Raw genomic sequence first — 23,358 nt, 5'->3', positions numbered from 1 at the left:
GCATCAAGGGGAAATCGAAGAATGCGCGTTTACTACGATGCCGATGCCGATCTGAGGCTGATCAAGGACAAGAAGGTCGCGATCGTGGGCTATGGCAGCCAGGGCCATGCCCATGCCCAGAACCTGCGCGATTCGGGCGTGGGCGACGTCGCGATCGCGCTGCGGCCGGGCTCGGCGACGGCGAAGAAGGCCGAAGCCGCGGGATTCAAGGTGATGACGGGCGCCGAAGCCGCCGCCTGGGCGGACATCGTCATGATGCTCGCCCCTGATGAGCATCAGGCGGCGATCTACGCCGATGACCTCCACGCCAACATGAAGCAGGGCGCCGCCCTCGCCTTCGCGCACGGCCTCAACGTCCATTTCGGGCTGATCGAGCCGCGCGCCGACCTGGACGTGATCATGATCGCGCCCAAGGGCCCCGGCCACACCGTGCGCAGCGAATATGTCCGCGGCGGTGGCGTTCCCTGCCTGGTCGCGGTGCACCAGGATTCGAGCGGCAACGCGCACGACGTCGCGCTCGCCTATGCGTCGGGCGTCGGCGGCGGCCGGTCGGGCATCATCGAGACCAATTTCCGCGAGGAGTGCGAGACCGACCTGTTCGGCGAGCAGGCGGTGCTGTGCGGCGGCCTGACCAACCTGATCATGGCCGGCTTCGAAACACTGACCGAGGCGGGCTACGCCCCCGAAATGGCCTATTTCGAATGCCTGCACGAGGTGAAGCTGATCGTCGACCTGATGTATGAGGGCGGGATCGCCAACATGCGCTATTCGATCAGCAACACCGCCGAATATGGCGACTACCACACCGGTCCGCGCGTTATCACCGACGAGACCAAGAAGGAGATGAAGCGCGTGCTGGAGGATATCCAGGCGGGCCGCTTCGTCCAGCGCTTCATAGTCGACAACCGCATGGGCAATCCGGAGATGAAAGCAGCGAGGAAGCGCCAGGCCGAGCACCCGATCGAGAAGGTCGGCGCCGAATTGCGCGCGATGATGCCGTGGATCGGCGCCAACCAGCTGGTCGACAAGGCGAAGAACTGACGACGCGCCGCGCGCTGGCCGGCCTTGAGCGCGGACCGGCGTGATCCGATTGCGGCGACGGGGGGCGTCCTGTACCTCCCCCGTCGATGCGCGCGGTGTCCTATCGCCAACATGCGTACGGGTCGCACACCTCGCTCCGCCGGCGGCTCGCCGCCGGAGGCCTGGCGCTCGGCCTTGGCGCGCTGCTGCTGATCGGGCTGATCACGCTGGGGGTGCTGCCCGAGCGGCGGCGGGAGAGCGACGTGCTGGCTACCTTCGACGTGCGCCCCCAGGCGCCCATCGAGACGCGCGGCGCGCGCCAGGCGCCAAGGGCGAGAGCGACACGCCGGCCCGAAAGCCCACCGCCGGTCACCGTCCCGCCTCCGCCGCCGACGCCGTTCCCGGCGATGATCATCCTGACCCGCCAGGAGTTCGCCGCGGCGGACATCGGCCGGATCAAGCCGAGCCGGAACACCGCATCGAGCGCCGCCGACACCGCCGGGACCGCCGATAGCGGGTCGGGCAACACCGTCGGCACCGGGCCCGACGGCCAACCCCTCTATGCCGCGCAATGGTATCGCGAGCCGACGCGCGCGGAGATGGCGACCTATATCCCCAAGCGCAGCCTGGGCGGAAACGAATGGGGCATGATCATCTGCCGCACGGTCGAGCGATACCGCGTTGAGGACTGCCGCGAGCTGGGCGAATCACCCGGTTCCGGGCTAGCGGGCGCGATGCGGCAGGCGGCTTGGCAATTCCTCGTGCGCCCGCCCAGGGTCGGCGGCAAGCCGCTGGTCGGCGCGTGGGTGCAGATCCGCTACGACATAATCGAGGCGGGGAGGGAGTGAGCGGCAAACGCTGCGTTTCCATGTGGATATTTGACTTGGCGGCGGGCACGGCCGAAACCTCCCAGGACCCGTTCGCCAGGAGACCGGACATGCGCACCCCCCTCGCCCTTCTCGCCCTTGCCCTCGCCACGCCGCTGATCGCCATGCAGGCGGCGCAGCTGCCCGGATCGAAGAACCCGGCGGCGGTCAGCGGCGGCACCTATACCGTCGATTCGGCGCACACCCTGGTCGGCTGGCGCGTCGATCACTTCGGCTTCAACGATTATTTTGGCATCTTCGGCGGCGCCACGGGCACCCTCACCATCGATCCCAAGAACCCGGCGGCCGCCAGGGTCGACATCGCCATTCCCGTGTCCAAGGTGACGACCGCCAACCCCGGCCTCACCGCGCATCTGCTCAAGCCGGCCGCCGAGGGCGGCAAGCCCGATTTCTTCGGCGCCAATCCGGCCGATGCGCGCTTCGTATCGACCCGTGTCGACGTGGACGACGACGGCGACGAGGCGAAGATCACCGGAAACCTCACGCTCAACGGCGTGACGAGGCCGGTGGTGCTCGAGGCCGATTTCGTCGGCGCGGGCAAGATGCCGACCGAGATGGGCGGCAAGGAGAATGTCGGTTTCCATGCGGAAGCGACGATCAAGCGCAGCGATTTCGGCATCACCTTCGGTCTCCCGCTGGTGTCGGACGAGGTCGAGCTGGACATCAGCGTCGCCTTCCAGAAGTGAGCGCGGCCGCGGATGGTTGCAATTGTTACGCTGGACATCATCGCCCGCCGCAGGCTAACCGGCGGGCGATGACGCAGGCGCTTCGCCCTTCGCTGCTTCGACTTACGCGCCCTTAGGCGTGATCCTCGCCGTGCGCCCATGAGCGCCGCGCGACCCGCCTGAGGGCCGACACCGAACCACGAAGCATCCGCGAAGCCAGCGAGACCGACCCATGTTGCGCGATCCATCCGCCAAGTACCGCCCCTTCCCCCAGGTCGACCTGCCCGACCGGCAATGGCCGTCGCGAACGATAACCCGGCCGCCGCGCTGGCTTTCGACCGACATGCGCGACGGCAACCAGGCGCTGATCGACCCGATGGACAGCGAGAAGAAGCAGCGCTTCTTCGATCTGCTGGTGAAGGTCGGCGTCAAGGAGATCGAGATCGGCTTTCCCAGCGCCGGGCAGACCGAGTTCGACTATATTTCGGGCCTGGTCCGTTCGGGCGCGATCCCCGACGACGTGACCGTGCAGGTGCTGACCCAATCACGCCGCGATCTGATCGAGCGCAGCTTCGAGAGCCTGGAAGGCGCGCCCAAGGCAATCGTCCATCTCTATAACGCCGTCTCCCCCGCCTGGCGCAAGATCGTGTTCGGCATGAGCCGTGACGAGATCCGCGGCATCGCGGTCGAGGGCGCCAAGATCCTGCGCGACGAGGCGGCGAAACGGCCCGGGACCGCCTGGCATTTCGAATACAGCCCCGAGACCTTCTCCACCGCCGAGCTCGATTTCTCGATCGAGGTGTGCGCCGCGGTGATGGACGTACTGCGCCCGACCGCGGACAAGCCGATCATCCTTAACCTGCCCGCCACGGTCGAGGCGGCGACGCCCAACATCTATGCCGACCAGATCGAATATTTCGGCCGCAACATCCCCAACCGCGACGCGGTGGTGATCAGCCTACACACGCACAACGACCGCGGCACCGGCATCGCCGCGACCGAGCTGGGGCTGCTGGCGGGCGCGGACCGGGTCGAAGGCTGCCTGTTCGGCAATGGCGAGCGGACGGGCAATGTCGATCTCGTGACGGTGGCGCTCAACATGTACACCCAGGGGATCGATCCCGGCCTCGATTTCTCGGACATCGACGAGGTGATCCGCACGGTCGAATATTGCAACGCGTTGCCGGTCCACCCGCGCCATCCCTATGCGGGTGAGCTGGTGTTTACCGCATTTTCGGGCAGCCACCAGGACGCGATCAAGAAGGGTTTCGCGAGCCAGGAGGCGCGCAACGACGAGTTGTGGGAGGTGCCCTACCTCCCGATCGACCCGGCCGACCTGGGGCGCAGCTACGAAGCGGTGATCCGGGTCAATTCGCAGTCCGGCAAGGGCGGCGTCGCCTGGGTGCTCGAGCAGGACAAGGGGCTGAAGCTGCCCAAGCGGCTGCAGGCCGATTTCAGCCGCCACGTCCAGGCGCTGGCCGACGCGACCAGCCGCGAGCTGAACGCCGGCGATATCTGGACCGCGTTCGAAGGCGCGTATCTGCCGAACGGCAGCGACCGCTTCGCGCTGGTCGACTATCTCGAAAGCCATGCCGCCGGCACGCGCCAGTTCATCGGCCGCATCGCCGTGGACGGCGAGGAGCAGTCGCTTTCGGGCCGCGGCAACGGCCTGATCTCGAGCGTGCTCGACGCGCTGGGCGCGGCGGGCGTGCCGCTAGACGTGATCGACTATTCGGAGCACGCCATCGGCCACGGTTCCGACGCGCAGGCCGCCGCCTATCTCGAATGCCGCACCGGCGACGGGCGGACGGTGTTCGGCGTGGGAATCGACAGCGACGTGGCGACGGCGACGGTGCGCGCGGCGCTGGGCGCGGCGAACAGGGCCTAGGACGGTTCGATATTCGAAGAGATTGGTTCACGCGAAGGCGCGGAGCGCGAAGAAGGAAGAAGAGGGTTTGGTTCACGCGGAGGCGCGGAGACGCGGAGATGGTCCTGCCGTGTCGGCGGCTCTCATCTTTTCGCAGGGTTCCGCCGGCCGCATCGTAGCAGGGTGAATGCGCTTCGCGCAGGGCTCCGATATCTCCGCGCCCTCCGCGCCTTCGCGCGAAAACCGTCTTCGCGCCTTAGCGCCTTAGCGTGAACCCTAAATCCCGCGAGATGGGCAAATGTCGATTCGCCCAAGTTTGAGCAGGGCAGGCGCTAGCCGAGCCCAAAGTTTACAAAGTTCACGCTAAGGGCGATTTCGCGAACCGCCGTTTTCCGCCAAAGGTAACGGTTTGCACCGATGCGTTTTACCTTTGGCCGGTTCCGCGAATGGCGCAGGTGCGGCATGACGCCGCGACGAAGGTTGATGGACGTGAGAAAGAACAAAAAAGGAACATACCCCATCGCTCTCATGTAGGAAAGAGATTTTTTTTCTCCATCCCCAACTTCACGAAATCGCGGTCGAACGCGACCAGCGACGCACCCCCGTCAACATAGAGTATCTGCCCGGTGCTGGCTTCAGCGCCGGCGAGCCAGGCCACCGCATCGGCGATCCCGGCCGGATCGGGCAGCCGGTCGAGCGGCATCAGCTGCGCCAGCCGTTCCATCTGGCCAGGCGCATAATCGTCGGTCGGGAGGGTGAGGCCGGGGGCGACCGCGTTGACCCTGAGGGCCGGCGCGAGCGCGCGCGCGGCGGCCTGGGTGAGGCCGGCGAGCGCGCATTTGCTGAGCGTGTAGCCGAGCTGGTCGCCGTGCGGGTGGGCGATGCGCTGGTCGAGGATGTTGACCACGGAGCGGTCACCCTCCCCGCCCGCCGCTGCCATCGCCTCGATCAGCAGCGCGGGCGCGAGAGTGTTGATGCGGTAGTGGCGGACGGCGAGCTCGGGATCGATGCGGCCGAAGCCGTCTTCGGCGAACAGCGCGGCCGAGTTGACCAGCAGCGAGGGCGGCGCGCCGAACGCTTGCGCGACGCGGGGGATCAGGGCCCTCGCTTCGTCCGCGTCCGCCAGATCGGCGGTGAAGACGCGGCCCTCCACGCCTTCGGGCTCGGGGTGATCGTGCGCGTGGAGCGCGAGCGTGTAGCCGTCCTCCGCCAGCCTTGCGGCGATCGCTGCGCCGAGCCGGCGCGTTCCTCCGGTGACGAGCGCGAGCTTCATTTGTTCACGCGAAGGCGCGGAGGCGCGAAGAACGGGTTCGCGCGGAGACGCGGAGACGCGGAGAAGGGAAGAGATTGGTTGCCGCTTCGCGACACTTTTTCTCATCGCGCTTTCGCACGATCAAATCTCTTTCTCTCTTTCTCCGCGTCTCCGCGCCTCCGCGTGAACCCCTTTCACTTCTGCTTCGCGCCTTCGCGCCTTCGCGTGAAACAGAAGAAGCTGGATTCCCGCTTTCGCGGGAATGACGAATACGGGAGCGGGATGTTGAACGTCTCACGCCGCCGTAAGCCCCATTAGCGCGAGGACTTCCTTGCGGCTTTTGTCATCGTCGCGGAACACGCCCATCATGCGGCTGGTGCGCATGACGACGCCGGGGGTGCGCACGCCGCGCGAGGTCATGCAGCCGTGCGTCGCCTCGATCACCACGGCCACGCCCTGCGGCTCCAGATGCGTCCAGATGCAGTCGGCCACCTCTGCGGTCAGGCGTTCCTGCACCTGCAGGCGGCGGGCATAGGCATGGAGCACGCGGGCGAGCTTGGAGATGCCGACGACATGATCCTTGGGCAGATAGGCGATGTGCGCGCGGCCGGTGATCGGCGCCATGTGATGCTCGCAATGCGACTGGAAGGGAATGTCCTTCAGCAGCACGATCTCGTCATAGCCGCCGACCTCCTCGAACACGCGGGAGAGGTGACGCGCCGGATCGTCGCCATAGCCCGAGCAATATTCGCGCCATGCCCGCGCGACGCGGCGTGGCGTGTCGACCAGGCCCTCGCGCGCCGGATCGTCGCCCGACCAGCGGATCAGCGTGCGGATCGCCTCCGCCACATCGTCGGGCACGGCGAGCTTGCCGTCCTCCGCGATCAGATCGCCATCCTCGGGCTCGGCATGTGTCTGGTTCGCCATGCGGAAGACTGCTAGGCGAAGCCCGCGCCGGGCGGAAGGATTATTCGGCGGCGGGCTGCTCCGCTTCGGCCTTTTCCTCCCCCTCCGACTGCGCGGCCTCGGCGATCGGCTCCGCGATCAGCACCGGCGGCTCGGCGGAGCCGGTGGCGGTCGTCTCGCCCTGATCGGTCGCGAAAGTGTAGGTGAAGCCTTCTCCGCCGACGCCGACGGTGATCCCCTTCACCTCCTCGCCCGACATCTGCCGCTCGAGCAGCGCGATCGACATCTCGGGCAGCATCGTGTTGGTCAGGATCGCGTCGATCACGCGGCCGCCCGACGCCACCTCGTTGCAGCGCGAGACGATCAGGTCGACCACGTCCTGCCCGTAATCGAACGCGATCTTGTGGTTGTCGCGGATGCGCTTCTTGATGCGATCGAGCTGCAGCTTGACGATCCCGCCGAGCATCGTCGGCGTCAGCGGATAATAGGGCAGCACCAGCAGGCGCCCGAGCAGCGCAGGCGGGAACACCTTGAGCAGTTCGGGCCTGAGCGCCTGGGCCAGCGCCTCGCTGTCGGGCTTGGTCTCCTCGTCCTCGGCCATCTGCATGACAAGATCGGTGCCGGCGTTCGAGGTCAACAGGATCAGCGTGTTCTTGAAGTCGATGAAGCGGCCTTCCGAATCGTTCATGAACCCCTTGTCGAACACCTGGAAGAACATCTCGTGCACGTCGGGATGCGCCTTCTCCACCTCATCCAGGAGAACGACCGAATAGGGCCGCCGCCTGACCGCCTCGGTCAGCACGCCGCCCTGGCCGTAGCCGACATAGCCCGCCGGCGCGCCCTTCAGGGTGGAGACGGTATGCGCCTCCTGGAACTCGCTCATGTTGATGACGATCATCGATTCGTCGCCCGAGAACAGCAGCTCGGACAGGACATGCGCGGTCTCGGTCTTGCCGACGCCCGAGGGGCCGACCAGCATGAACACGCCCACCGGCTTGTTGGGGTTGTCGAGCTTGGCGCGGCTGGTCTGGATGCGCTTGGCGATCGCGTCCATCGCGTGATCCTGGCCGATCACGCGCTCCTTCAGCTTGTCGGCGATGGTGAGGACGGACTGGATCTCGTCCTTGACCATCCGGCCGATCGGGATGCCCGTCCAGTCGCCGACGACCGAGGCGACCGCATCCTGATCGACCACGCCGAACACCATCGGCTGGTCGCCCTGCACCTCGGCCATTTCGGCGATCGCGGCGTCGAGAGCGGCCTTCAGCTCGTCCTCATCGGGTGCGCCGCCCTCGGCCCCGCGCGCTTCGCGCAGCGCGGTGCGCGCGGTGATGAGCTTTTCGAGCGCGGCCTTCTCCGCTTCCCATTTGGCGACGATCGCGTCGGCGCGCTCACGCGCCTCGGCCAGTTCCTCGTCAAGCTTCTCCAGCCGGTCGTCCTTGCGATACTGGTTAGAGCGCTCGCGCTCGACGATCTCGCGCTCGACCTCGAGCAGCTCGACGCGGCGCTTCCTGTCCTCGACCTCCGCCGGGGTCGCGTGCTGCGAAACCGCGACGCGCGCCGACGCGGTATCGAGCAGGCTCACCGCCTTGTCGGGCAGCTGCCGCGCGGGGACGTAGCGCTGCGACAGGGTGACCGCTGCGGCCACCGCCTCGTCGAGCACCACGACATTGTGATGCGCTTCCATCATCGGCGCGACCGAGCGGATCATGTTGATCGCCTTGGGCGTATCCGGCTCGGCGACGTCGACCGTCTGGAAGCGGCGGGTGAGCGCCGGGTCCTTCTCAAAATACTGACGGTATTCGGCATAGGTGGTGGCGGCGATGGTGCGCAGCCGGCCGCGGGCGAGAGCGGGCTTCAACAGGTTCGCGGCGTCGCCCGTGCCGGCCGATCCGCCCGCGCCGATCAGCGTGTGCGCCTCGTCGATGAACAGGATGATCGGCGTCGGCGAGGATTCGACCTCGTCGATCACCGCCCGCAGGCGCTTCTCGAACTCGCCCTTCACGCTCGCGCCCGCCTGCATCAGGCCGATGTCGAGCGAGCGCAGTGTCACGCCCTGCAGCGCCGGCGGCACGTCGCCGTCGACGATTCGCTTGGCGAAGCCTTCGACCACCGCGGTCTTGCCCACGCCCGCCTCGCCGACCAGGATCGGGTTGTTCTGGCGGCGGCGCAGCAGGATATCGATGCACTGGCGGATCTCGGCGTCGCGGCCGACGATCATGTCGATATCGCCTGCCTTGGCCTTGGCGGTCAGGTCGACCGAATATTTGACCAGCGCCTCGCCCTCGCCCGCGGGCGCGCCGTCGGCCTGGCCGCCACCGCCGCCGGTCGCGACCGCCGCCGAGCCGCCGCCGTCGGCCTGCGTCACCTCGCCCGACTGCCTGGTCGCGGTATCGAATTCGGCGCCCAGCTTTTCGACCTGGACCTTGCGGAACTCGCCCGACAGCGCGAACAGCGCGTTGCGCAAGGTGGGCGTCTTGAGCATGCCGTAGAGCAGATGGCCGGTGCGCACGCGGCCCGCGCCGAACTGCAGCGAGGCGTAGAGCCAGCCCTTTTCGATCGCCTCTTCGATCTGGGGTGAGAAATCGCTGATCGAGGTCGCGCCCCGCGGCAGCCCGTCGAGCACCGCGACGACATCCTTGGCGATCTGCGCGTCGTTGAGGCCGAAGGCGGTGCGGATCGACGCGATGTCGTTCTGCGCGTCCTGCAGCAGGATATGGACCCAGTGCGCCAGCTCGACATAGGGGTTGCCGCGCATCTTGCAGAAGCCGGTCGCGGTCTCGATCGCCTTGAGGGCGGTCGGGTTGAGTCGCCCGAACAGGGCGCTGCGGCTAATCTCGGTCATCACTCATTCCCCCGTCGCTCGGCGCGGCCTGACCGCCGCCCGTGTCAGATGCGCATCCGCGCGTATCCGGCCGCTTTCCCCCTTGGGGCAGAGCCAGCCGGTCCAGCCAAGCCTGGTGCGACCGTCGAGGCGCGCCGGCCTGGCGTGGCGCTCCTCCATTTCGATCATGATATCCCACTCCAGGTGGCTGGGCGCAAACGAATCCAGCGCCTCCTGGGCGATGGCGAATCGCGGGCCCGAGGGGAGCAATTGCTCATATTCGCGAATCGAGTGCGCCCGCACCACGACGCGGAACGCATCGGACGCGGTGCGTACCCGCGCGCCGACCATCAGATCGCCGCCGAGCGTCGCGAATTGCCGGCCCAGCCGGCTCTGATCCTCGTCCGAGACGTCGCGCCAGCGCGGGCAGAATTCGAGCACGCGCACCGGCTGGCGCAGCAGGTGGCCGAGCGTATCCTCGATGGCCCCGGCGCTGCGGCGCGAGGCGTAGAGCCCGGCATAATGCAGCCGCGCGCGCGCCGGCAGCACGGCGCGATCGCCCACCCCTTCCTCGGCGCCGGTCAGCGCCGACAGGTAATCACCGAAGCGGTCGTCCGCGGGCCGGTCGAGGCTCGCGGCGGGCTGCGAGTCGGCCCAGGCGCGGTAGAAGAATTGCAGCATCCGATCGGCGAGCAGATCGAGCCAGCGGCCGAAAGGCTGCGCCTCGCCATAGCGACGCTCGTAATCGGCATATTCGGTCAGGTGGCTGGGCAGCGGCCCCATCGGCCCGGTCAGCCCCAGCCAATAGCCCTCCAGCACCGCGCGGCCGTGGCGGTGGGCGATCGAATCGATCGTCGGCGCGGGGAAGCGAAGCGACGGGATCTGCGCCATCTCCACGACATTCTGCGCGGGCAGCTTCGCCCGCCCGACCCGCGGCAATTCCGGCGCCCGCGCCTCCGCGCCGCGCACGACCGGGAACAGGCCGGACTTCTTCAGCCGGCCCGCCGCCTCCCCGAGGAAGCTCAGATGACGTGCTGGCGGCCGATCCGCGGGGGCCATTTGACGAACTCTCCTTCCAGCGGGCTTTCGAACACCGTCTCGGTGAACGAATTGATGCTGGAAAATTCGGACAGGAACCGTTCGAGGACGGCGGTGAACAGGAACATACGCGCCTTGTCGAAGGCGACATCGTCCAGGTTGATGCGGATGCGGTGACCGCGCGCGATCGCCATCCGATCGAGCCCCGGCACGCGCCGCGCGACCTTCTCCGCGCGGATCGACAGCACGCCGTCTATCTGGCGGCGCGCGGCGGCGTCGTCCTGCCGGCCGTAGAGCATCAGGTGATCGCGCAGGATCGCCGGGCTGTCATGGTCCTCGGGCGCAAGCGTCGCGTAATTGGGCGTCAGATGGGCGATCACCCGCCAGGCCGAATCGCCCTCTATCCCCATCGGGGGGCGCGGCTTGGTCGGCGCGCGCAGCACCGCGACGCCCCGCGCCGAGACGCCGGAGAAGGTGAAATGCTTGTCGCCGCGGAAGGTCAGCAGCTCGGGCAGCTCGCGGTTGGTGACCAGCGCGCGGACCGAAAGCTCGGCGACGTCGTCCAGCCGCTCGGCATCGCCCGGCGCGGTCAGGCTGATCCAGGTTTCGGTGCCGACATAATCGGTGCGCCGCCTGAGCCGCTGCTCGCGCGTCGACATGCGGCGCGGGCGCAGCTGGGTGGAATAGAAGATCGCCTCGCGCCAATCATAGAGCAGCGCGCCGAAGGCGTAGAGCGGCGCGATGTCGCGGGGCGGCGTGGCGTCGCGCCCATGCGCCTGCACCTCCTCGACGCGGAACACCTCGAAATCGAGCGGCCGGGTGCGATCGGGCACGACATGATATTCGTGCTCGTTGGGGGACACCTGGACGCGACCCAGCTGCTTTTCGAACAGGTTGATCGCGGGCGTCGCGAACAGCCGGAAGTTGGAGGTGTCGATCGCGCCCGGCAGGATCGTCGAGCTGCGCGAGAACAGGAATATCACGTCCAGCGCCTTGCCGGCCTCGTCCATCGCCCGGTCCAGCCGCTGGAGGTCGGCGAACAGGAAGCGTTCGGGGCAGGCGAAATACTCGGTCAGCAACCGGTAACCGCGGAAGGAGCGGCGTTCGGGCGGCAGCAGCGCGTGCTCGTCGTCGAAACCGATCTGGCCCGGCGGCGGCAGCTTCACCCATCCGCCCGCGCCGGCCGCCGATTCGGCGCCGCGCGCGATCACCGTCACCGTCTCGCCGATCAGCTGGCGATAGAGCTCGCCCGGCACCGCCTCCGATCCGGCGAGATAGATCGGCAGCGATCTGGGCTTGATCTGCGAAAGCTTCATGCCGCCGGTCGCTTCGAAGCGCAGCCGCAGCCCCGCCTCGGCGCGCACGCCGGCCGCCGAGGCGAAGGATGCGATCGCGGCGCGGCTGGACAGATATTCGGCCTGGGTGATGGCGAGCGGCCACAGCGTCACCTCATGCCCGGTGCGGAAGGTCACCGGCGCATTGTCATGATCGGCGGCGCTCGCGACCAGCTCGGTCAGACGCGGCACGCGCTGCCCCTGGGCGAGCTGCTGATCGCCCTCCTTGGGCTCGAAGGCGGCGATGCAGATCGACGGCGTCGGCGCCAGATAATGCGGCTGGATCGCGTGCAGCAGGTGCTGGGTGAATTCGGGATATTGATCGGCGAGCTTCAGCTGCACCCGCGCGCCGAGAAAGGCGACGCCCTCCAGCAGCCGCTCGACATAAGGATCGGGGTCGGTCGGCGTCTTCAGCCCCAGCCGGGCCGCGACCGTCTCATGCTCCTCGCCGAATTCGCGGGCGGTCTCGCGCAGATAGCTCAGTTCGTCATTGTAGAAGCGAAGCAGGCGGGGATCCATCGGGCCTTACTCGCTGACTTCGACGCTGGCGTCGTCGGCGTCGACATCGGTGCGGAACTTGACCGGCATGGCGCCCGCCGCCGCGCTGATGTCGCCCTTGATCAGATAGGTCACGGTGTTGGCCTTGTCGCGCGCCTCGACCGCCTCGACGGCGAGCGACTGCGGCTCGATCCGCGGCTCGAAGGTGCGGATCGCCTTCCTGATCTCGCGCGCGCGCTGCAGCACCGCGCGCCGATCGTGGATCTGCCCGGCGAGATCGGGCACGCCGTAATTGACCACCGACGTCTGCACCTGCGGATAGGCGTCGAGCGCGCCGCCGGCATCGTAGTTCACCGTGTTGAGCAGCCAGGCGAGCTCGCGCCGCACGGTCATCCTCAGCGCCGCCTCGTTGAAGCGCTCGAGCTGAGGCACCGAATAATATTTGAAGACGTCGCTCGAAATATCGCTGGTTTCAGCCTCGGCGATCTTCGCGTCGGTCTTCTTTAGCCCGGACATCTTGGTGTCTGCCACCAGCTTGTCGAAAAGCGTGGGCGTCAGGCGCTGCTTGACCGCCACGGGTCAGCCCTGTTCGATGGTCAGCAGGCGCAGATCGAGCAGCGGGTGGTCCTCGCCGTCCGAGGTCGTCCACAGGCGCTGGCCGACGCCGGCCTCGCCCCACGCCTCCTCGCGCCAGGAGGTGCCCCGGCCCAGCTTCTCGAGGCCGGTGCCGCTCGCCTCCGTTCCCGGATAGCGCGCCGGCAGCATCGCCGCGATGGTCTGTCCGGCGGTCAGCGCGATCTGCACCGGATACCACATGACGTCGCGGAGATCCTTTGGGCCCTCGCTCTCGATCCGCTCGACCTTGTCGAACGGTATGATTCCATAGCGCCCCCCGACGATCGCTTCGAAAGTAGGCCCGAATCGCCCGTCCCCATCCGCGATCCAGTCGAAGGCCACGTCGTTGAAGCTGCCGCGCATATCGGGCGCGGCTTCGAAGGCCGCATCGCGCGCGGCCTCGCCCTCGGCGGTGCGCCCGGCGGCGAAATGGGTGATCGCGTCGGCGATGCCCTGCGCCCAGTCCGACGCGTCGAGCTGGATCATCGGCTGGCGGCCCGCGAAGACGTCCGCGCGCAGCCGTTCGGCCTCGATCGCCTGGCCGTAGGCGACGCTCAGCATCTGCGCCTCGGGCGACAGCTGAGCGAGCATATTGAGATGGGTGCGCGCCTTGTCCCATTCGCCGGCGAGCGCCAGCAGCTGGAACAGGAACATGCGCGCCTGCTGGTCGGCAGGTTTGGCACGGACGACCTCGATCAGCGCCGCGCGGGCACCATCGAGGTCGCCGTCCCTGAGCCGACGGTCTGCTTCTTCCATCACGTCGGCCCCCTTCGTGCGGATCAGCCGGCTTCGGCCTTGCGCACGTCGAAGAACGCCTTGACCGGCGCGCCCTTGCCGCCTTCCTTGGTCTGGCCGGTATAGACGAAGTCGAGACGCGCGAAGTTGAACGTCACCGTCTCCATGATGGCGTCGCCGCCGCCCGAACCGCTGTTCTGGTGCGAGGAGACCATCAGATCGGTCATCTTGATCTCGTAATAGGTCACCGGCGTGTTGTTGCCGCCCGCCTTCTGCGAATAGATCGTCGCATCGGGAATGTGGCGGCCGGTGGCGCATGCCTGGAACAGCAGCGGCGAGGACTTGTCGACTTCCTTCATGATCGACAGGTCGCTGATCGACGCCTTGCCGGCGCCGCCGCCCTGACCGCCCTTGTGGAACGATCCGGTCTGGTTCGCGCCGAACGAGAACGACATCACCTCGATCTCGTTCTCATGTCCCTGCTTTTCGCACTCACCGGGAATTCCGGCCAGTTTCAGATAAATATCAACCGACATTTGTACCTCCTGAGCCAACTAACTGTGGGGTAAACGATTATGTTACGCGACCACTGCCCGCCGGATCAGGCGGATTTCGGAAGGCGGGAAACCATGCTCAGCGCCACATCCATGCCTTCAAGCTGGTAGTGGGGGACGAACATGAACTTGCCCTTGTAGTACCCCGGATTCTCTTCGTCCGGCACGACCTCGACCTTGGCGTCCTTCAGCGGAAGCTTGGCCTTGGTTTCCTCGCTCGACATCTCCGGCGCGCCGTCGACGAACTGCATCACCCAGTCCGACAGGTCGCGCGAGAGCTGCGGCGCCTCACGCGTGCCGCCCACCCAATCACGCACCATGCACTTCAGGTAATGCGCGAAGCGGCAGCTCGCGAAGATATAGGGCAAACGCGCCGACAGGTTTGCGTTCGCCGTGGCGTCCGCATTCTCGAACGCCTTGGGCTTGTGCAGCGTCTGCGCGCCGATGAAGGTCGCCTGATCGGTATTCTTGCGATGGATGAGCGAGATCAGCCCCGCGGCCGAAAGCTCGGCCTCGCGCCGGTCGGAAATGGCGATCTCGGTCGGGCACTTCATGTCCAGCCCGCCATCGTCGGTCGGGAAGGTCGCGGTTGGCAGACCTTCGACCGTGCCGCCCGATTCGACGCCGCGGATGCGCGTGCACCAGCCATAGTTGCTGAACGCCTCGGTGATCCTCACCGCCATCGCATAGGACGCGTTGACCCACGAATAATTCTCGTGATCGCCGCCGATATCCTCTTCGAAGTCGAACTCGTCGACCGGCTCGGACTTCGCTCCATAGACCGGACGGCCAAGGAAACGCGGCATGGTCAGCGCCATGTAGCGCGAATCCTCGGACGCGCGGAAGGTGCGCCAGGCCATATAGTCGGTCGCGTCGAACAGCTTGCCCAGATCGCGCGGATTGCTGAGCTCGGTCCAGCTCGACATGCCGAACAGCGTCGGCGCGGCGCCGGCGATGAAGGGCGCGTGGCTGGCGGCGCCGATCTTCGACAGGCCCTTCATCACCTCGAGATCGGGGGCCGAGTGATCGAACTGATAGTCGCAGGTGAACGCGCCATAGGGCTGCCCGCCCAGCTGGCCGAACTCGCTTTCGTACACCTTCTTGAACAGCGGGCTCTGGTCCCACGCCGCGTCGCGATACTGGCGGAACATCTTGCGACATTCCTCCTTCGACATGTTCATGACGCGGATCTTGAGATCCTTGCCGGTCGAAGTGTTCATCACGAGATAGTTGAGCCCGCGCCACGCCGATTCGAGCTGCTTGAAATCGGGATGGTGGATGATCGCGTTGACCTGATCGCTGAGCTTGCGGTCGAGCGCCGCCACCATCGCGTCGATCGTCTGATAGACGTCGCCCGACACCGTCTGCGCATTGGTGAGCGCCTGCTGCGCCAGGGTCTGCACGGCGTCCTCGATGCGCGACTTGCGCGTATCGTCGCCGGGCTTGAATTCCTTTTGCAGCAGCGACGAAAAATCGTCGAGCGCGATCGCTTCAGCCTGGGGGGCGTCCTGCCCCTGAAGCGCTTCCTGAGCCATGTCCGTCTCCACCCCCTAAAGAGAAATCAGTTCTCGGTCGCGCCGTCTTCCGCGGCGGGCGCGGCGGCCGCGCCCTGCTCGCGCGCCGAGGACAGCGCCTGCAGCAACGCGGGATCCTTGAGCGCCTGCTCGATCAGGTCCTGCGCGCCGTTCTTGCCATCCATATATGTCAGAAGATCGTTGAGCTGCTGCCGCGCCTCGAGCAGCTGCGCGAGCGCGGGCACGTTCTTCGCCACCTCGCCCGGCGAGAAGGACTGCATGTTGGTGAAGGTCAGGTCGACCCCCAGCTTGCCTTCGCCGGACAGCGTATTGTCCACGTTGAAGGCCGCGCGCGGCGCGATCGCCTCCATCCGCTGATCGAAATTGTCCATGTCGAATTCGACGAAGTCGCGCTTGTCGGGCGCCTTCTTCTCGACCAGGCTCTTGCCCGAAAGATCCGAGAGCACGCCCATGACGAAAGGAAGCTCGACCTTTTGGCGCGAGCCATAGGTCTCCACCTCATATTCGATATGGACGCGCGGCGCCCGGTTCTGCTTGATGAACTTCTGCCCGCTCTTGGCAACCATCGCCGCTTCCCCCGTATTTCCGCAAACGCCAGCTATAGCGTTGCCGGACTTTAACCCACCTTCGCCACGATAGACGACCTGTAGATGATATCAATATCCCGATTGCGCGTCACGCTCCGCCTTCGTCCACAATACACGCTTGGCGTCGGTCGTGCTTTCGGGCGCAATATCCTCCAGCACCGCCATGAAATCCATGTTTACCCAGCTTCTTGCCCGCTGGATCAGCGCCAGAATGGGACTGCTCGGCTCGCGCCGGCGATAATAGTCGCCGATCGCATCGAGCGCGGTGATCACATCGTCGCGGGAATCGACTCGCCCGCCGATGCGCGGACCGCCTCCGCCCGAGGACGCGACGGCGCCGGAGTCGAAATCCGCGCCCGGCGACTCGGGTTCCTCCGCGGCAATGCCCGCATAGGGCGCGAGCGCGCTGCGAATCGCCTCGATCGCTTCGTAGGTCGGCTGGAAGTTGGTGCCGGTGTCGCCTTCGGCATTGGCGGTCAGCACGGCGTCCGCGCGGCGGATGCCGTCGCGGATCGAATCGAGCCGGTCGATCGCCGCCTGCAGATCGGCCGTGTCCGCTTCGGCGATCGCCGCGCGGAACATGCCGTAGCCGTCGGCCCCCTCGCCTTCGCTCGCGAACCGTTCAAGGTCGGCGCCCGAATAGACGCCGAGCCGGGGGTGCTCGATCAGCACCACGCGCTTGAGCGGGCCCAGGAACTCAGAGATCTTGGTGAGCGACTCGCAGGGCCCCTTGCGCCCCTGGAAGCCGAGCTCGTCGAGCGTCGGGTGCACGCTGTCCCAATAGCGCTCGAACAGTCCGGCGAGCATCTGCGCGCCGGCCTCGACCGTCTCGAGCCGCCCCTGGCGCGCCCCGGCGCGGGCGAGGTAGATCGCCAGCCAGACATCCTTGGTCCGCTCCGACTGCGCGGCGATCAGCTTGATCGTCTCGCGCCAGTCGGGCTGCTCGGGCGAATCGGCGGGAACATCGAACGCCTGTTCGATGACCTGGCGCTCATTGTCGTAGGACAGATCCTCCCCGGCGGGCGATTCGTCCGAAACCGGCGCAAGCAGAGTTTCGAGGTCCATCAGCGAACCCCGTACTTATCAGTTGAAAGTCTCACCAATTCCCCCTGGCGTGACTGGCGACGCTCAGGAAATCAGCGCGGCCTCTACCCGACGATTCTCATCCGCGCTGGCGGGCTTGCCCGGCAGCGGCTGGTCATAGCCGAAGCCCTGCACCTCGAGCCGGCTGCGATCGACTCCCTGGGCGACCAGGAAATCCGCCACGGACTGCGCCCGCCGCTGCGAAAGCTCGCGATTGGCCGCACGGCCGCCGACCGAATCGGTATGCCCTTCGATCAGGAAGCGGCTGTTCCTGAGCTCGGGCGTGTTGAGCGCCTGGGCGAACACCTTGGCGCGGTCCTTGGCGCCCGCGGTCATCTCCGCCGAATTGAGCTCGAAGCTCAGCATCAGATCGGCGCGCGCGCCGGTCGCGCGCGCGGCCGGCGTTGCGCGCGGCGTCGCCGCGGCGGCGCGAGCGGGCCGCGCCCGCGCAGGCGCGGCGCGCGCCGCGGCGGGCTTCGCCGCCGGCTTGGCCGCTTCGGCGCGCCGCAACGCGAAGCCGCGCGTGTCCGGCGCTGGCGCCGATTGCGGCTTGGCCTTGGGCTTGGCGAGCGCGAATCCCTTGGTGTCCGGCGCGGGCGCCGTCTCCTGCGGGCGACGCGCGAGCGAGAAGCCCTTGGTCGCCGGTGCCGCCTTCACTTCCTCTTCCTGGGCAGCCTCGCCGCACTTGCCCGCGAAGGTGCACAGATACTCGTCGACGCTGCTGCGTTCCTGCGCCATCACTGCGCCGGGCAGAGTCGCTGCCGTCGCAAGTGCCGCGAAATAGACGAAACCACGCATTTCAAACCCCCTAGCGCAAGATCGGCCGTATTAGGAATAGCTAGTTCATAAGCAATTTCGACTTTAGCCGCAAGGCCAGAGCACAGTTAACCGCAGTCCTTTATTGCGCCACCAAGATGCTGCTATATGATCGGTAGCGTTCGATAGCGCGTTGTTGACGCGCGGCTGTTTTGGGGGAAGCGGGAAAATGGCACCGGGTCTGGGTGTAACAACCGACCGGCAGACGACCATGGTCGTCGATCTGGGCGACGAACAGGTCGTGCTGGAGCGCGTGGTCATCCGCGAGGCGTTGAGCGAGCCGTTCGAGATCTCGGTCGACATCCTCTCCGAGCATGGCGAACTCGATCTCAGGCCGCACCTGGGCAAGGTGATCAAGGTCAAGGTCGAACAGGGCGGCGAAATCGTCCGGCGGGTGCACGGGTACATCATCGAGGGCATGTTCGTCGGCGAGGCGAAGGCCGGCTGGCGCTATCGCCTGACCGTGCGCCCCTGGACCTACTTCATGGACGCGAACCTGGAATACCGCATCTTCCAGGAAAAGAACGCCAAGCAGATTCTGGAGGACATCTTCCGCCTCGCCGGCCAGCCCGACGTCGATTTCAGCAAGCTCACGAGCAAGCGCATCAAGCGGACTTATTGCGTCCAATATGGCGAAAGCGACTTCGATTTCGCCTCGCGGATAATGGAAGAGGAAGGAATCTATTACTACTTCGTCCATGAGGACAACCGCCATCAGATGGTGTTGTGCGAGGGCCCCGGCAGCCACGCCAAGGGCGCGCCGGACATGCTGACCTACAATGCCTATTCGCAATCGATGGTCGGCGCGCTCGCCGACAACGAGACGGCGACCCCCTTCGTGACGCTGTGGATGGAGCGCCTGCGTACCGCGGCGCGCGGCAAGGTGACGATGCGGGACTGGGACTTCCGCCGGCCGCAGAAGCCGATCAACCGGGCGGCGGAGCGTTCGGGCAATCCGTGCGACAAGGCGGAAGTCTATATGGGCGCGTCACGCGTCGTGCTCGGCGAGCCGATGGAAAGCGAGACGCTGGCGGACGCCAACACCCTATCTGCGCTGTACGCATCGCGCGTCGATCAGGCGACCTATACGGGGATGAGCCAGTCGCTGGGACTGACCGCCGGCTTCAAGGTCAAGATCGATCACGAGAACGACCGCTTCGATGACGACTATCTGATCACATCGACCCAGCATACGATCGTGTCCGAAACCTATCGCAGCGGCGATTCGATGGACGCGGCGCATGGGCTGGACGTGGCGTTCGAAGCGATTCCCGCCGCCACGCCGTTCCGTCCGCAGCAGCGCACCCCGCGCCCGGTGGTGCGCGGCCTCGAATCGGCGATCGTCACCGGCCCGCCGGGCGAGGTGATCTACACCGACGAATATGGCCGGGTGAAGGTGCAGTTCCACTGGGACCGGCTGGGCAAGAAGGACGACAAGACCAGCTGCTGGATCCGCGTGTCGCAGACCGGCGGCCTGGGCAACCTCATCCTGCCGCGCGTCGGGCATGAGGTGCTGATCGATTTCCTGGGCGGCGATCCCGATCGCCCGATCGTCGTCGGCCGCGTGTTCAACGCCGAGCATATGCCGCTCTACAAGCTGCCCGATCACCGCACGATCGCCACCTGGCGGTCCAAGACGGTTGGCCAGCCGGCCGCGATCGGCGAGGCGAAGGCCGTCGGCGACGACCATCCCGGCATCAGGGACAAGCCCGCCGTCGAATCCAACGAACTGCGCTTCGAGGACAAGGCGGGCCAGGAGGAAGTCTATCTCCACGCCAACCGCCTGCTCAACGTGCGCGTGCGCATGGACGAGACCCACAAGGTCGGGCAGGACCAGACGATCTTCGTCGGCCGCAACCGCACCGAGAAGGTCGAGAAGGACGAGAAGGTCGAGATCCTGGGCAAACGCGATTACACGCTGACCGGGAACGAGACCGAGATCATCAGCGAAGGAAACCGCACCACGACGATCAAAAAGGGCAATCGCACCGCAACGCTTGAGATGGGCAACGATGCGCTCAACGTGAAGATGGGCAACATCACGGTAAAGGCCGCGATGGGCAAGATCGAGATGGAGGCGATGCAGTCGATTGAGCTCAAGGTCGGCCAGAACTCGATCAAGATCGATCAGATGGGCGTCACCATCAAGGGCATGATGGTCAAAAGCGAGGCCCAGACGATGAACGAGGTGAAGGGCGCGATGACCACCACCCAAGGCAGTGCGATGATGACCGTCAAGGGCGCCATCACGATGATCAACTAGGCCCGACGCATGACCGAATGGATGCTCTGCAAGTTCACCGAGGCCCGCCAGGTCGTGCAGCTGATGCGCGTCGAGGAGGCCGAGCTGCCCGAACCGGCGGTGACCCCGGTCACGCATTTCGCTTCGATCCGCGGCGCCGAGCAGCGCGCGGAGGCGGTGAAGTTCCTCGCGCTCGCCCTGCCCCGCTTCGAAAGCATCGCCTGGGCCGGCCATGTCCTGGAACGCGAGGCGCTCGACCGCCGGCTGCCGGCGCGCGACCGCCAGGCGCTCGATTTCGCGCTGCGCTGGCTCGGCGATCCGGACGACGCGCGGCGGCGCGCGGCGTTCGAGGCGGCGGAGGCGGCGGGCGACCGCGCGCCCGAGCGCCTGCTCGCGCTCGCCGTGTTTTTTTCCGGCGGATCGATCTCGATGCCCGATCTTCCGCCGGTGCTGCCGCCGCCCGAATCGAGCGGCACCTTCGCGGGCGCGGCGGTGCTGGCGGCCGCCTTCCGCAGCGACAATCCGGACGAGGTGCTTGATCGCGCGCTCGATCTGGGCGAAGCCGTCGCATCCAATGGGATGGACGCGCTTACGGCGAGATGACGCTTACCTTTCGTATCCGGAACTTCGACCGTCTCGACAACGGGATGCCGACCGAGTTCGTGCTGAACCGGCGGGGGGCGATGATCGGCCGTTCGCCGACCTGCGACTGGAGCCTGCCCGACCCGCGTAACTACATCTCCTCACGCCACTGCGAGATCGGCTATGGCGACGGCCATTACCAGCTGACCGACGTCAGCACCAACGGCACCTTCCTCAACGGCGCGCCCGATCGCATGGCCGAGCCGCGCCGCGTTGCCCAGGGCGATGTCTTTTTGATCGGCCAATATGAGGTCGTCGCCGAATTGTCGGGCGAAGCGGTCGCCGCGATCGAGCGCGAGCAGGACGCGGCGCAGGCGGCGCAAAGCAGCGGCTGGACCGGATGGGACAGCCATGGCGGCGCGCAGCAACCGCCCGCCGAGGCGCCGGCCGCCGCATCGAGCGGATGGGCGACGCCCCCGGCGGCTCCGTCGGGCGGCGGTTCCGGCTGGGCCGCACCGCCGCCCGCTCCATCCGGTGGAGGCCAGAGCTGGGCGCCGCAAACCGGCCCTTCGCTCGCCCGGCCCGCGGCGCATCGTGCGCATGAAGGCGGCGCGGCGGCCGCGCCGTCGGTCTCCGGCGCAGGCTGGTCGCCGGCGCAGCGCGCGCCCGAGCCGCCGGTGCGCTCGACCTGGGAAGAGCAGATGCCCGCGCCCGATCCGGCGTCCGGCTGGTCCAGCGCCGCGCCCGATCGCGCGCCGCCGCCCAGCCCCGACGATATCTGGGGCAAGATATCCGAAGGCAATGTGGTCGATTGGGCGCGCGGCGGCTTCGGCCAGCCGATCGAGACGCCGGCCGATCCGCTGGGGCTCAACAAGCCGCAGGCGCGCGAGGCGCTGCCCACAGCACAGCCGCAGATGAGCAAGTTCGACGACGGCTGGGGCGCGCCGCCCGCGGGTGCGCCCGCGCCATCAGCCAACGAAAGCTGGGCGGCGAAACCGCCCGAGCGGACCAGCGCGCCGCGCGCCGCGCCGGCCGCTCCTCCTCCTCCTCCGGCGGCTGCCCGTCCCGCTCCGGCGCCTGCACCCGCGCCGGCGGCTTCGTCCGCGCAGGCGCTCGAAACCTTCATCGCCGGCGCGGGCATCACGCGCGATCAACTGAAGGAGATGTCGCCCGAGACGCTGGCGCGCGCGGGCGGGCTGTTCCGCAAGCTGATCGCCGGGCTGGTGGTGATGGTCGAGGCGCGCGCGCGCGCCAAGTCGCAGATGGGCGCGGAGGCGACCAGCCTTGAGTTCGACGGCAACAATCCGATCAAATTCGCGCGCACCCCCGAACAGGCGATCGCTCAACTGCTCAACCCGCCCGAACGCGGCTTCATGGATTCGGGCCGTGCGGTCGAGGACGCCTTCTACGATCTGCAATCGCACCAGATGGCGACGCTGAAGGCGATGCAGGGGGCATTGAAGGCGACGCTCGACCGCTTCTCGCCGACCGCGATCAAGGCGCGGGCGGAGAACAAGGGCCTGCTGGCGAAGATCATGCCCGGCGCCCGCGACGCGGCTTTATGGTCCGCCTATGAGCGCGAATTCGGCGGAGTCGCCCAAGGTTCGGACGAAGCATTCATGGACGTCTTCGCCAAGGAATTCCGCAAGGCCTATGAGGATCAGGCGCGCAAGCGGCGATGAGCCGCTACAGATGAGGGGGCGGCAATGGCAAGCTTACCAGTCGAACTCGGCAGTACGGTGCAGCGCGGCGGCATGGTGGGGCCTCTGCTATGGAGCGGGGTGCGCCCACCCGCCAATGTCGAGAAATCCCTCGGCTTTCACGCAGGCCGGCTTTCCCAGGGCTATTTCATCCTGCTGCTGAAGGAACAGCTAAAGCCAGGCGACATTCAAATGGACGGCACCACCCTGCGATCCGGGGGCAAGTTCGGCCTCCCGACGGGGGACAAGGCAAGCGATGCAACGCGCCCGCGCGTGCACGACAGCATCGACCCTGCGATGCTCGCCCACCATCAGAAGGGTATGAGCGGCGACGCGACCGTCCTCCGCGGGATTAATCGCCTGTCCAAGATCCTGCCAGTCATGCCGCATAGCGACAACATGGCGCCGCGCGATCAGTATCCGATGGGCGGTGGCGGAGGGCAATGGACGCTCAAGGCGGCATATGCCTTTCTGGTGGCGGCCTATGTCGGGCCCGATGCGATCGCGCAGACGATCCCGCAGGTGGGAATCACCGCCAGCTTGGCCGAGGGCGCATCCTATGACGCCCGCGCTCGGCTGATGCGATATCTCGAAACAGCCTGATCGCGATTAACCGGA

20 protein-coding genes are annotated in these 23,358 nt (G+C 66.9%); 8 read left to right on the top strand and 12 right to left on the bottom strand.

Going from position 1 to position 23,358, the window contains the following annotated elements:
• The first annotated feature begins 21 nt into the window (after positions 1–21).
• The 4 genes from ilvC (at position 22) to leuA (ending at position 4,460) form a co-directional block, all read left to right on the top strand.
• Positions 22–1,041 carry a ketol-acid reductoisomerase gene (gene ilvC, locus D1610_RS12930; protein ID WP_118864606.1) on the top strand — a complete coding sequence of 340 codons (1,020 nt, stop codon included), beginning with the start codon at positions 22–24 and terminating at the stop codon, positions 1,039–1,041.
• A gap of 86 nt (positions 1,042–1,127) precedes the next feature.
• Positions 1,128–1,868: a hypothetical protein gene (locus tag D1610_RS12925; protein ID WP_118864605.1), complete on the top strand. Its 741-nt coding sequence runs from the start codon at positions 1,128–1,130 to the stop codon at positions 1,866–1,868.
• Positions 1,869–1,957: 89 nt separating this feature from the next.
• Positions 1,958–2,593, top strand: a complete 636-nt coding sequence (locus D1610_RS12920) for a YceI family protein (RefSeq protein ID WP_118864604.1) — start codon at positions 1,958–1,960, stop codon at positions 2,591–2,593.
• 211 nt (positions 2,594–2,804) lie between these two features.
• A complete protein-coding gene (gene leuA, locus D1610_RS12915; protein WP_118864603.1) occupies positions 2,805–4,460 on the top strand; it encodes a 2-isopropylmalate synthase in 1,656 nt (551 codons plus the stop codon).
• A 505-nt stretch (positions 4,461–4,965) separates the two neighbouring features.
• On the opposite strand, the gene D1610_RS12910 is transcribed toward leuA, so the two are convergent.
• The 12 genes from D1610_RS12910 to D1610_RS17265 all read right to left on the bottom strand — a co-directional run bounded on the left by D1610_RS12910 (position 4,966) and on the right by D1610_RS17265 (position 18,198).
• A complete protein-coding gene (locus D1610_RS12910; protein WP_118864602.1) occupies positions 4,966–5,712 on the bottom strand; it encodes an SDR family oxidoreductase in 747 nt (248 codons plus the stop codon).
• Positions 5,713–5,985: 273 nt separating this feature from the next.
• Positions 5,986–6,618, bottom strand: coding sequence for a GTP cyclohydrolase I FolE (gene folE / locus D1610_RS12905; protein WP_118864601.1), 633 nt, complete (start codon positions 6,616–6,618; stop codon positions 5,986–5,988).
• Positions 6,619–6,658: 40 nt separating this feature from the next.
• Entirely contained in the window at positions 6,659–9,442 is a 2,784-nt protein-coding gene (tssH, locus tag D1610_RS12900; protein ID WP_118864600.1) for a type VI secretion system ATPase TssH, read from the bottom strand.
• Positions 9,443–9,445: 3 nt separating this feature from the next.
• Positions 9,446–10,480: a type VI secretion system baseplate subunit TssG gene (gene tssG, locus D1610_RS12895; protein ID WP_118864599.1), complete on the bottom strand. Its 1,035-nt coding sequence runs from the start codon at positions 10,478–10,480 to the stop codon at positions 9,446–9,448.
• The gene (tssF, locus tag D1610_RS12890) at positions 10,444–12,312 is read right to left on the bottom strand and encodes a type VI secretion system baseplate subunit TssF (RefSeq protein WP_118864598.1); all 1,869 of its coding nucleotides are present in this window, start codon (positions 12,310–12,312) and stop codon (positions 10,444–10,446) included. Before tssF ends, tssG begins: the two co-directional genes overlap by 37 nt.
• A 6-nt stretch (positions 12,313–12,318) precedes the next feature.
• The gene (gene tssE, locus D1610_RS12885; RefSeq protein ID WP_118864597.1) at positions 12,319–12,867 is read right to left on the bottom strand and encodes a type VI secretion system baseplate subunit TssE; all 549 of its coding nucleotides are present in this window, start codon (positions 12,865–12,867) and stop codon (positions 12,319–12,321) included.
• Positions 12,868–12,870: 3 nt separating this feature from the next.
• Positions 12,871–13,662 (bottom strand): type VI secretion system accessory protein TagJ, encoded by a 792-nt coding sequence (locus tag D1610_RS12880; RefSeq protein WP_118864596.1) that lies wholly within the window; start codon positions 13,660–13,662, stop codon positions 12,871–12,873.
• A gap of 23 nt (positions 13,663–13,685) precedes the next feature.
• A complete protein-coding gene (locus tag D1610_RS12875) occupies positions 13,686–14,177 on the bottom strand; it encodes an Hcp family type VI secretion system effector (RefSeq protein ID WP_118864595.1) in 492 nt (163 codons plus the stop codon).
• A gap of 65 nt (positions 14,178–14,242) precedes the next feature.
• On the bottom strand, positions 14,243–15,730 hold the full coding sequence (gene tssC, locus D1610_RS12870; RefSeq protein WP_118864594.1) for a type VI secretion system contractile sheath large subunit: 1,488 nt from the start codon (positions 15,728–15,730) through the stop codon (positions 14,243–14,245).
• A gap of 26 nt (positions 15,731–15,756) precedes the next feature.
• Positions 15,757–16,296, bottom strand: a complete 540-nt coding sequence (gene tssB / locus D1610_RS12865) for a type VI secretion system contractile sheath small subunit (protein WP_118864593.1) — start codon at positions 16,294–16,296, stop codon at positions 15,757–15,759.
• Positions 16,297–16,386: 90 nt separating this feature from the next.
• Complete coding sequence (gene tssA, locus D1610_RS12860) at positions 16,387–17,382, bottom strand: type VI secretion system protein TssA (protein WP_118864592.1); 996 nt, start codon at positions 17,380–17,382, stop codon at positions 16,387–16,389.
• Positions 17,383–17,445: 63 nt separating this feature from the next.
• Positions 17,446–18,198, bottom strand: coding sequence for an OmpA family protein (locus tag D1610_RS17265; RefSeq protein WP_222927014.1), 753 nt, complete (start codon positions 18,196–18,198; stop codon positions 17,446–17,448).
• 187 nt (positions 18,199–18,385) lie between these two features.
• Between D1610_RS17265 and D1610_RS12850 the strand changes: the two genes are divergently transcribed.
• Genes D1610_RS12850 through D1610_RS12835 form a run of 4 tightly spaced genes read left to right on the top strand, consistent with a single transcriptional unit; the run spans position 18,386 to position 23,343 of the window.
• Positions 18,386–20,479 (top strand): type VI secretion system Vgr family protein, encoded by a 2,094-nt coding sequence (locus tag D1610_RS12850; RefSeq protein WP_118864591.1) that lies wholly within the window; start codon positions 18,386–18,388, stop codon positions 20,477–20,479.
• Positions 20,480–20,488: 9 nt separating this feature from the next.
• Positions 20,489–21,061: a DUF6931 family protein gene (locus D1610_RS12845; protein WP_118864590.1), complete on the top strand. Its 573-nt coding sequence runs from the start codon at positions 20,489–20,491 to the stop codon at positions 21,059–21,061.
• A complete protein-coding gene (gene tagH / locus D1610_RS12840; RefSeq protein ID WP_118864589.1) occupies positions 21,058–22,722 on the top strand; it encodes a type VI secretion system-associated FHA domain protein TagH in 1,665 nt (554 codons plus the stop codon). Before D1610_RS12845 ends, tagH begins: the two co-directional genes overlap by 4 nt.
• A 24-nt stretch (positions 22,723–22,746) precedes the next feature.
• Positions 22,747–23,343, top strand: a complete 597-nt coding sequence (locus tag D1610_RS12835; protein ID WP_222927013.1) for a hypothetical protein — start codon at positions 22,747–22,749, stop codon at positions 23,341–23,343.
• The last annotated feature ends 15 nt before the right edge of the window (positions 23,344–23,358 follow it).

Origin of the sequence: Sphingomonas gilva, assembly GCF_003515075.1 — a bacterium.
In the GTDB taxonomy this organism is placed as follows: Bacteria; Pseudomonadota; Alphaproteobacteria; order Sphingomonadales; family Sphingomonadaceae; genus Sphingomonas; species Sphingomonas gilva.
Note: the sequence above shows the minus strand (reverse complement) of the source record. Positions and strands in the feature narration are given on the sequence as shown.

What these genes read in the sequence shown, in the direction of transcription:
- tssH (WP_118864600.1), bottom strand. Translation starts at nt 9,442, where the DNA reads ATGACCGAGATTAGCCGCAGCGCCCTGTTCGGGCGACTCAACCCGACC.
- D1610_RS12910 (WP_118864602.1), bottom strand. Translation starts at nt 5,712, where the DNA reads ATGAAGCTCGCGCTCGTCACCGGAGGAACGCGCCGGCTCGGCGCAGCG.
- tssA (WP_118864592.1), bottom strand. Translation starts at nt 17,382, where the DNA reads ATGGACCTCGAAACTCTGCTTGCGCCGGTTTCGGACGAATCGCCCGCC.
- leuA (WP_118864603.1), top strand. Translation starts at nt 2,805, where the DNA reads ATGTTGCGCGATCCATCCGCCAAGTACCGCCCCTTCCCCCAGGTCGAC.
- ilvC (WP_118864606.1), top strand. Translation starts at nt 22, where the DNA reads ATGCGCGTTTACTACGATGCCGATGCCGATCTGAGGCTGATCAAGGAC.
- tssB (WP_118864593.1), bottom strand. Translation starts at nt 16,296, where the DNA reads ATGGTTGCCAAGAGCGGGCAGAAGTTCATCAAGCAGAACCGGGCGCCG.
- D1610_RS12845 (WP_118864590.1), top strand. Translation starts at nt 20,489, where the DNA reads ATGACCGAATGGATGCTCTGCAAGTTCACCGAGGCCCGCCAGGTCGTG.
- D1610_RS12835 (WP_222927013.1), top strand. Translation starts at nt 22,747, where the DNA reads ATGGCAAGCTTACCAGTCGAACTCGGCAGTACGGTGCAGCGCGGCGGC.
- tagH (WP_118864589.1), top strand. Translation starts at nt 21,058, where the DNA reads ATGACGCTTACCTTTCGTATCCGGAACTTCGACCGTCTCGACAACGGG.
- folE (WP_118864601.1), bottom strand. Translation starts at nt 6,618, where the DNA reads ATGGCGAACCAGACACATGCCGAGCCCGAGGATGGCGATCTGATCGCG.
- D1610_RS17265 (WP_222927014.1), bottom strand. Translation starts at nt 18,198, where the DNA reads ATGCGTGGTTTCGTCTATTTCGCGGCACTTGCGACGGCAGCGACTCTG.
- D1610_RS12875 (WP_118864595.1), bottom strand. Translation starts at nt 14,177, where the DNA reads ATGTCGGTTGATATTTATCTGAAACTGGCCGGAATTCCCGGTGAGTGC.
- tssC (WP_118864594.1), bottom strand. Translation starts at nt 15,730, where the DNA reads ATGGCTCAGGAAGCGCTTCAGGGGCAGGACGCCCCCCAGGCTGAAGCG.
- D1610_RS12920 (WP_118864604.1), top strand. Translation starts at nt 1,958, where the DNA reads ATGCGCACCCCCCTCGCCCTTCTCGCCCTTGCCCTCGCCACGCCGCTG.
- D1610_RS12850 (WP_118864591.1), top strand. Translation starts at nt 18,386, where the DNA reads ATGGCACCGGGTCTGGGTGTAACAACCGACCGGCAGACGACCATGGTC.
- D1610_RS12880 (WP_118864596.1), bottom strand. Translation starts at nt 13,662, where the DNA reads ATGGAAGAAGCAGACCGTCGGCTCAGGGACGGCGACCTCGATGGTGCC.
- D1610_RS12925 (WP_118864605.1), top strand. Translation starts at nt 1,128, where the DNA reads ATGCGCGCGGTGTCCTATCGCCAACATGCGTACGGGTCGCACACCTCG.
- tssF (WP_118864598.1), bottom strand. Translation starts at nt 12,312, where the DNA reads ATGGATCCCCGCCTGCTTCGCTTCTACAATGACGAACTGAGCTATCTG.
- tssG (WP_118864599.1), bottom strand. Translation starts at nt 10,480, where the DNA reads ATGGCCCCCGCGGATCGGCCGCCAGCACGTCATCTGAGCTTCCTCGGG.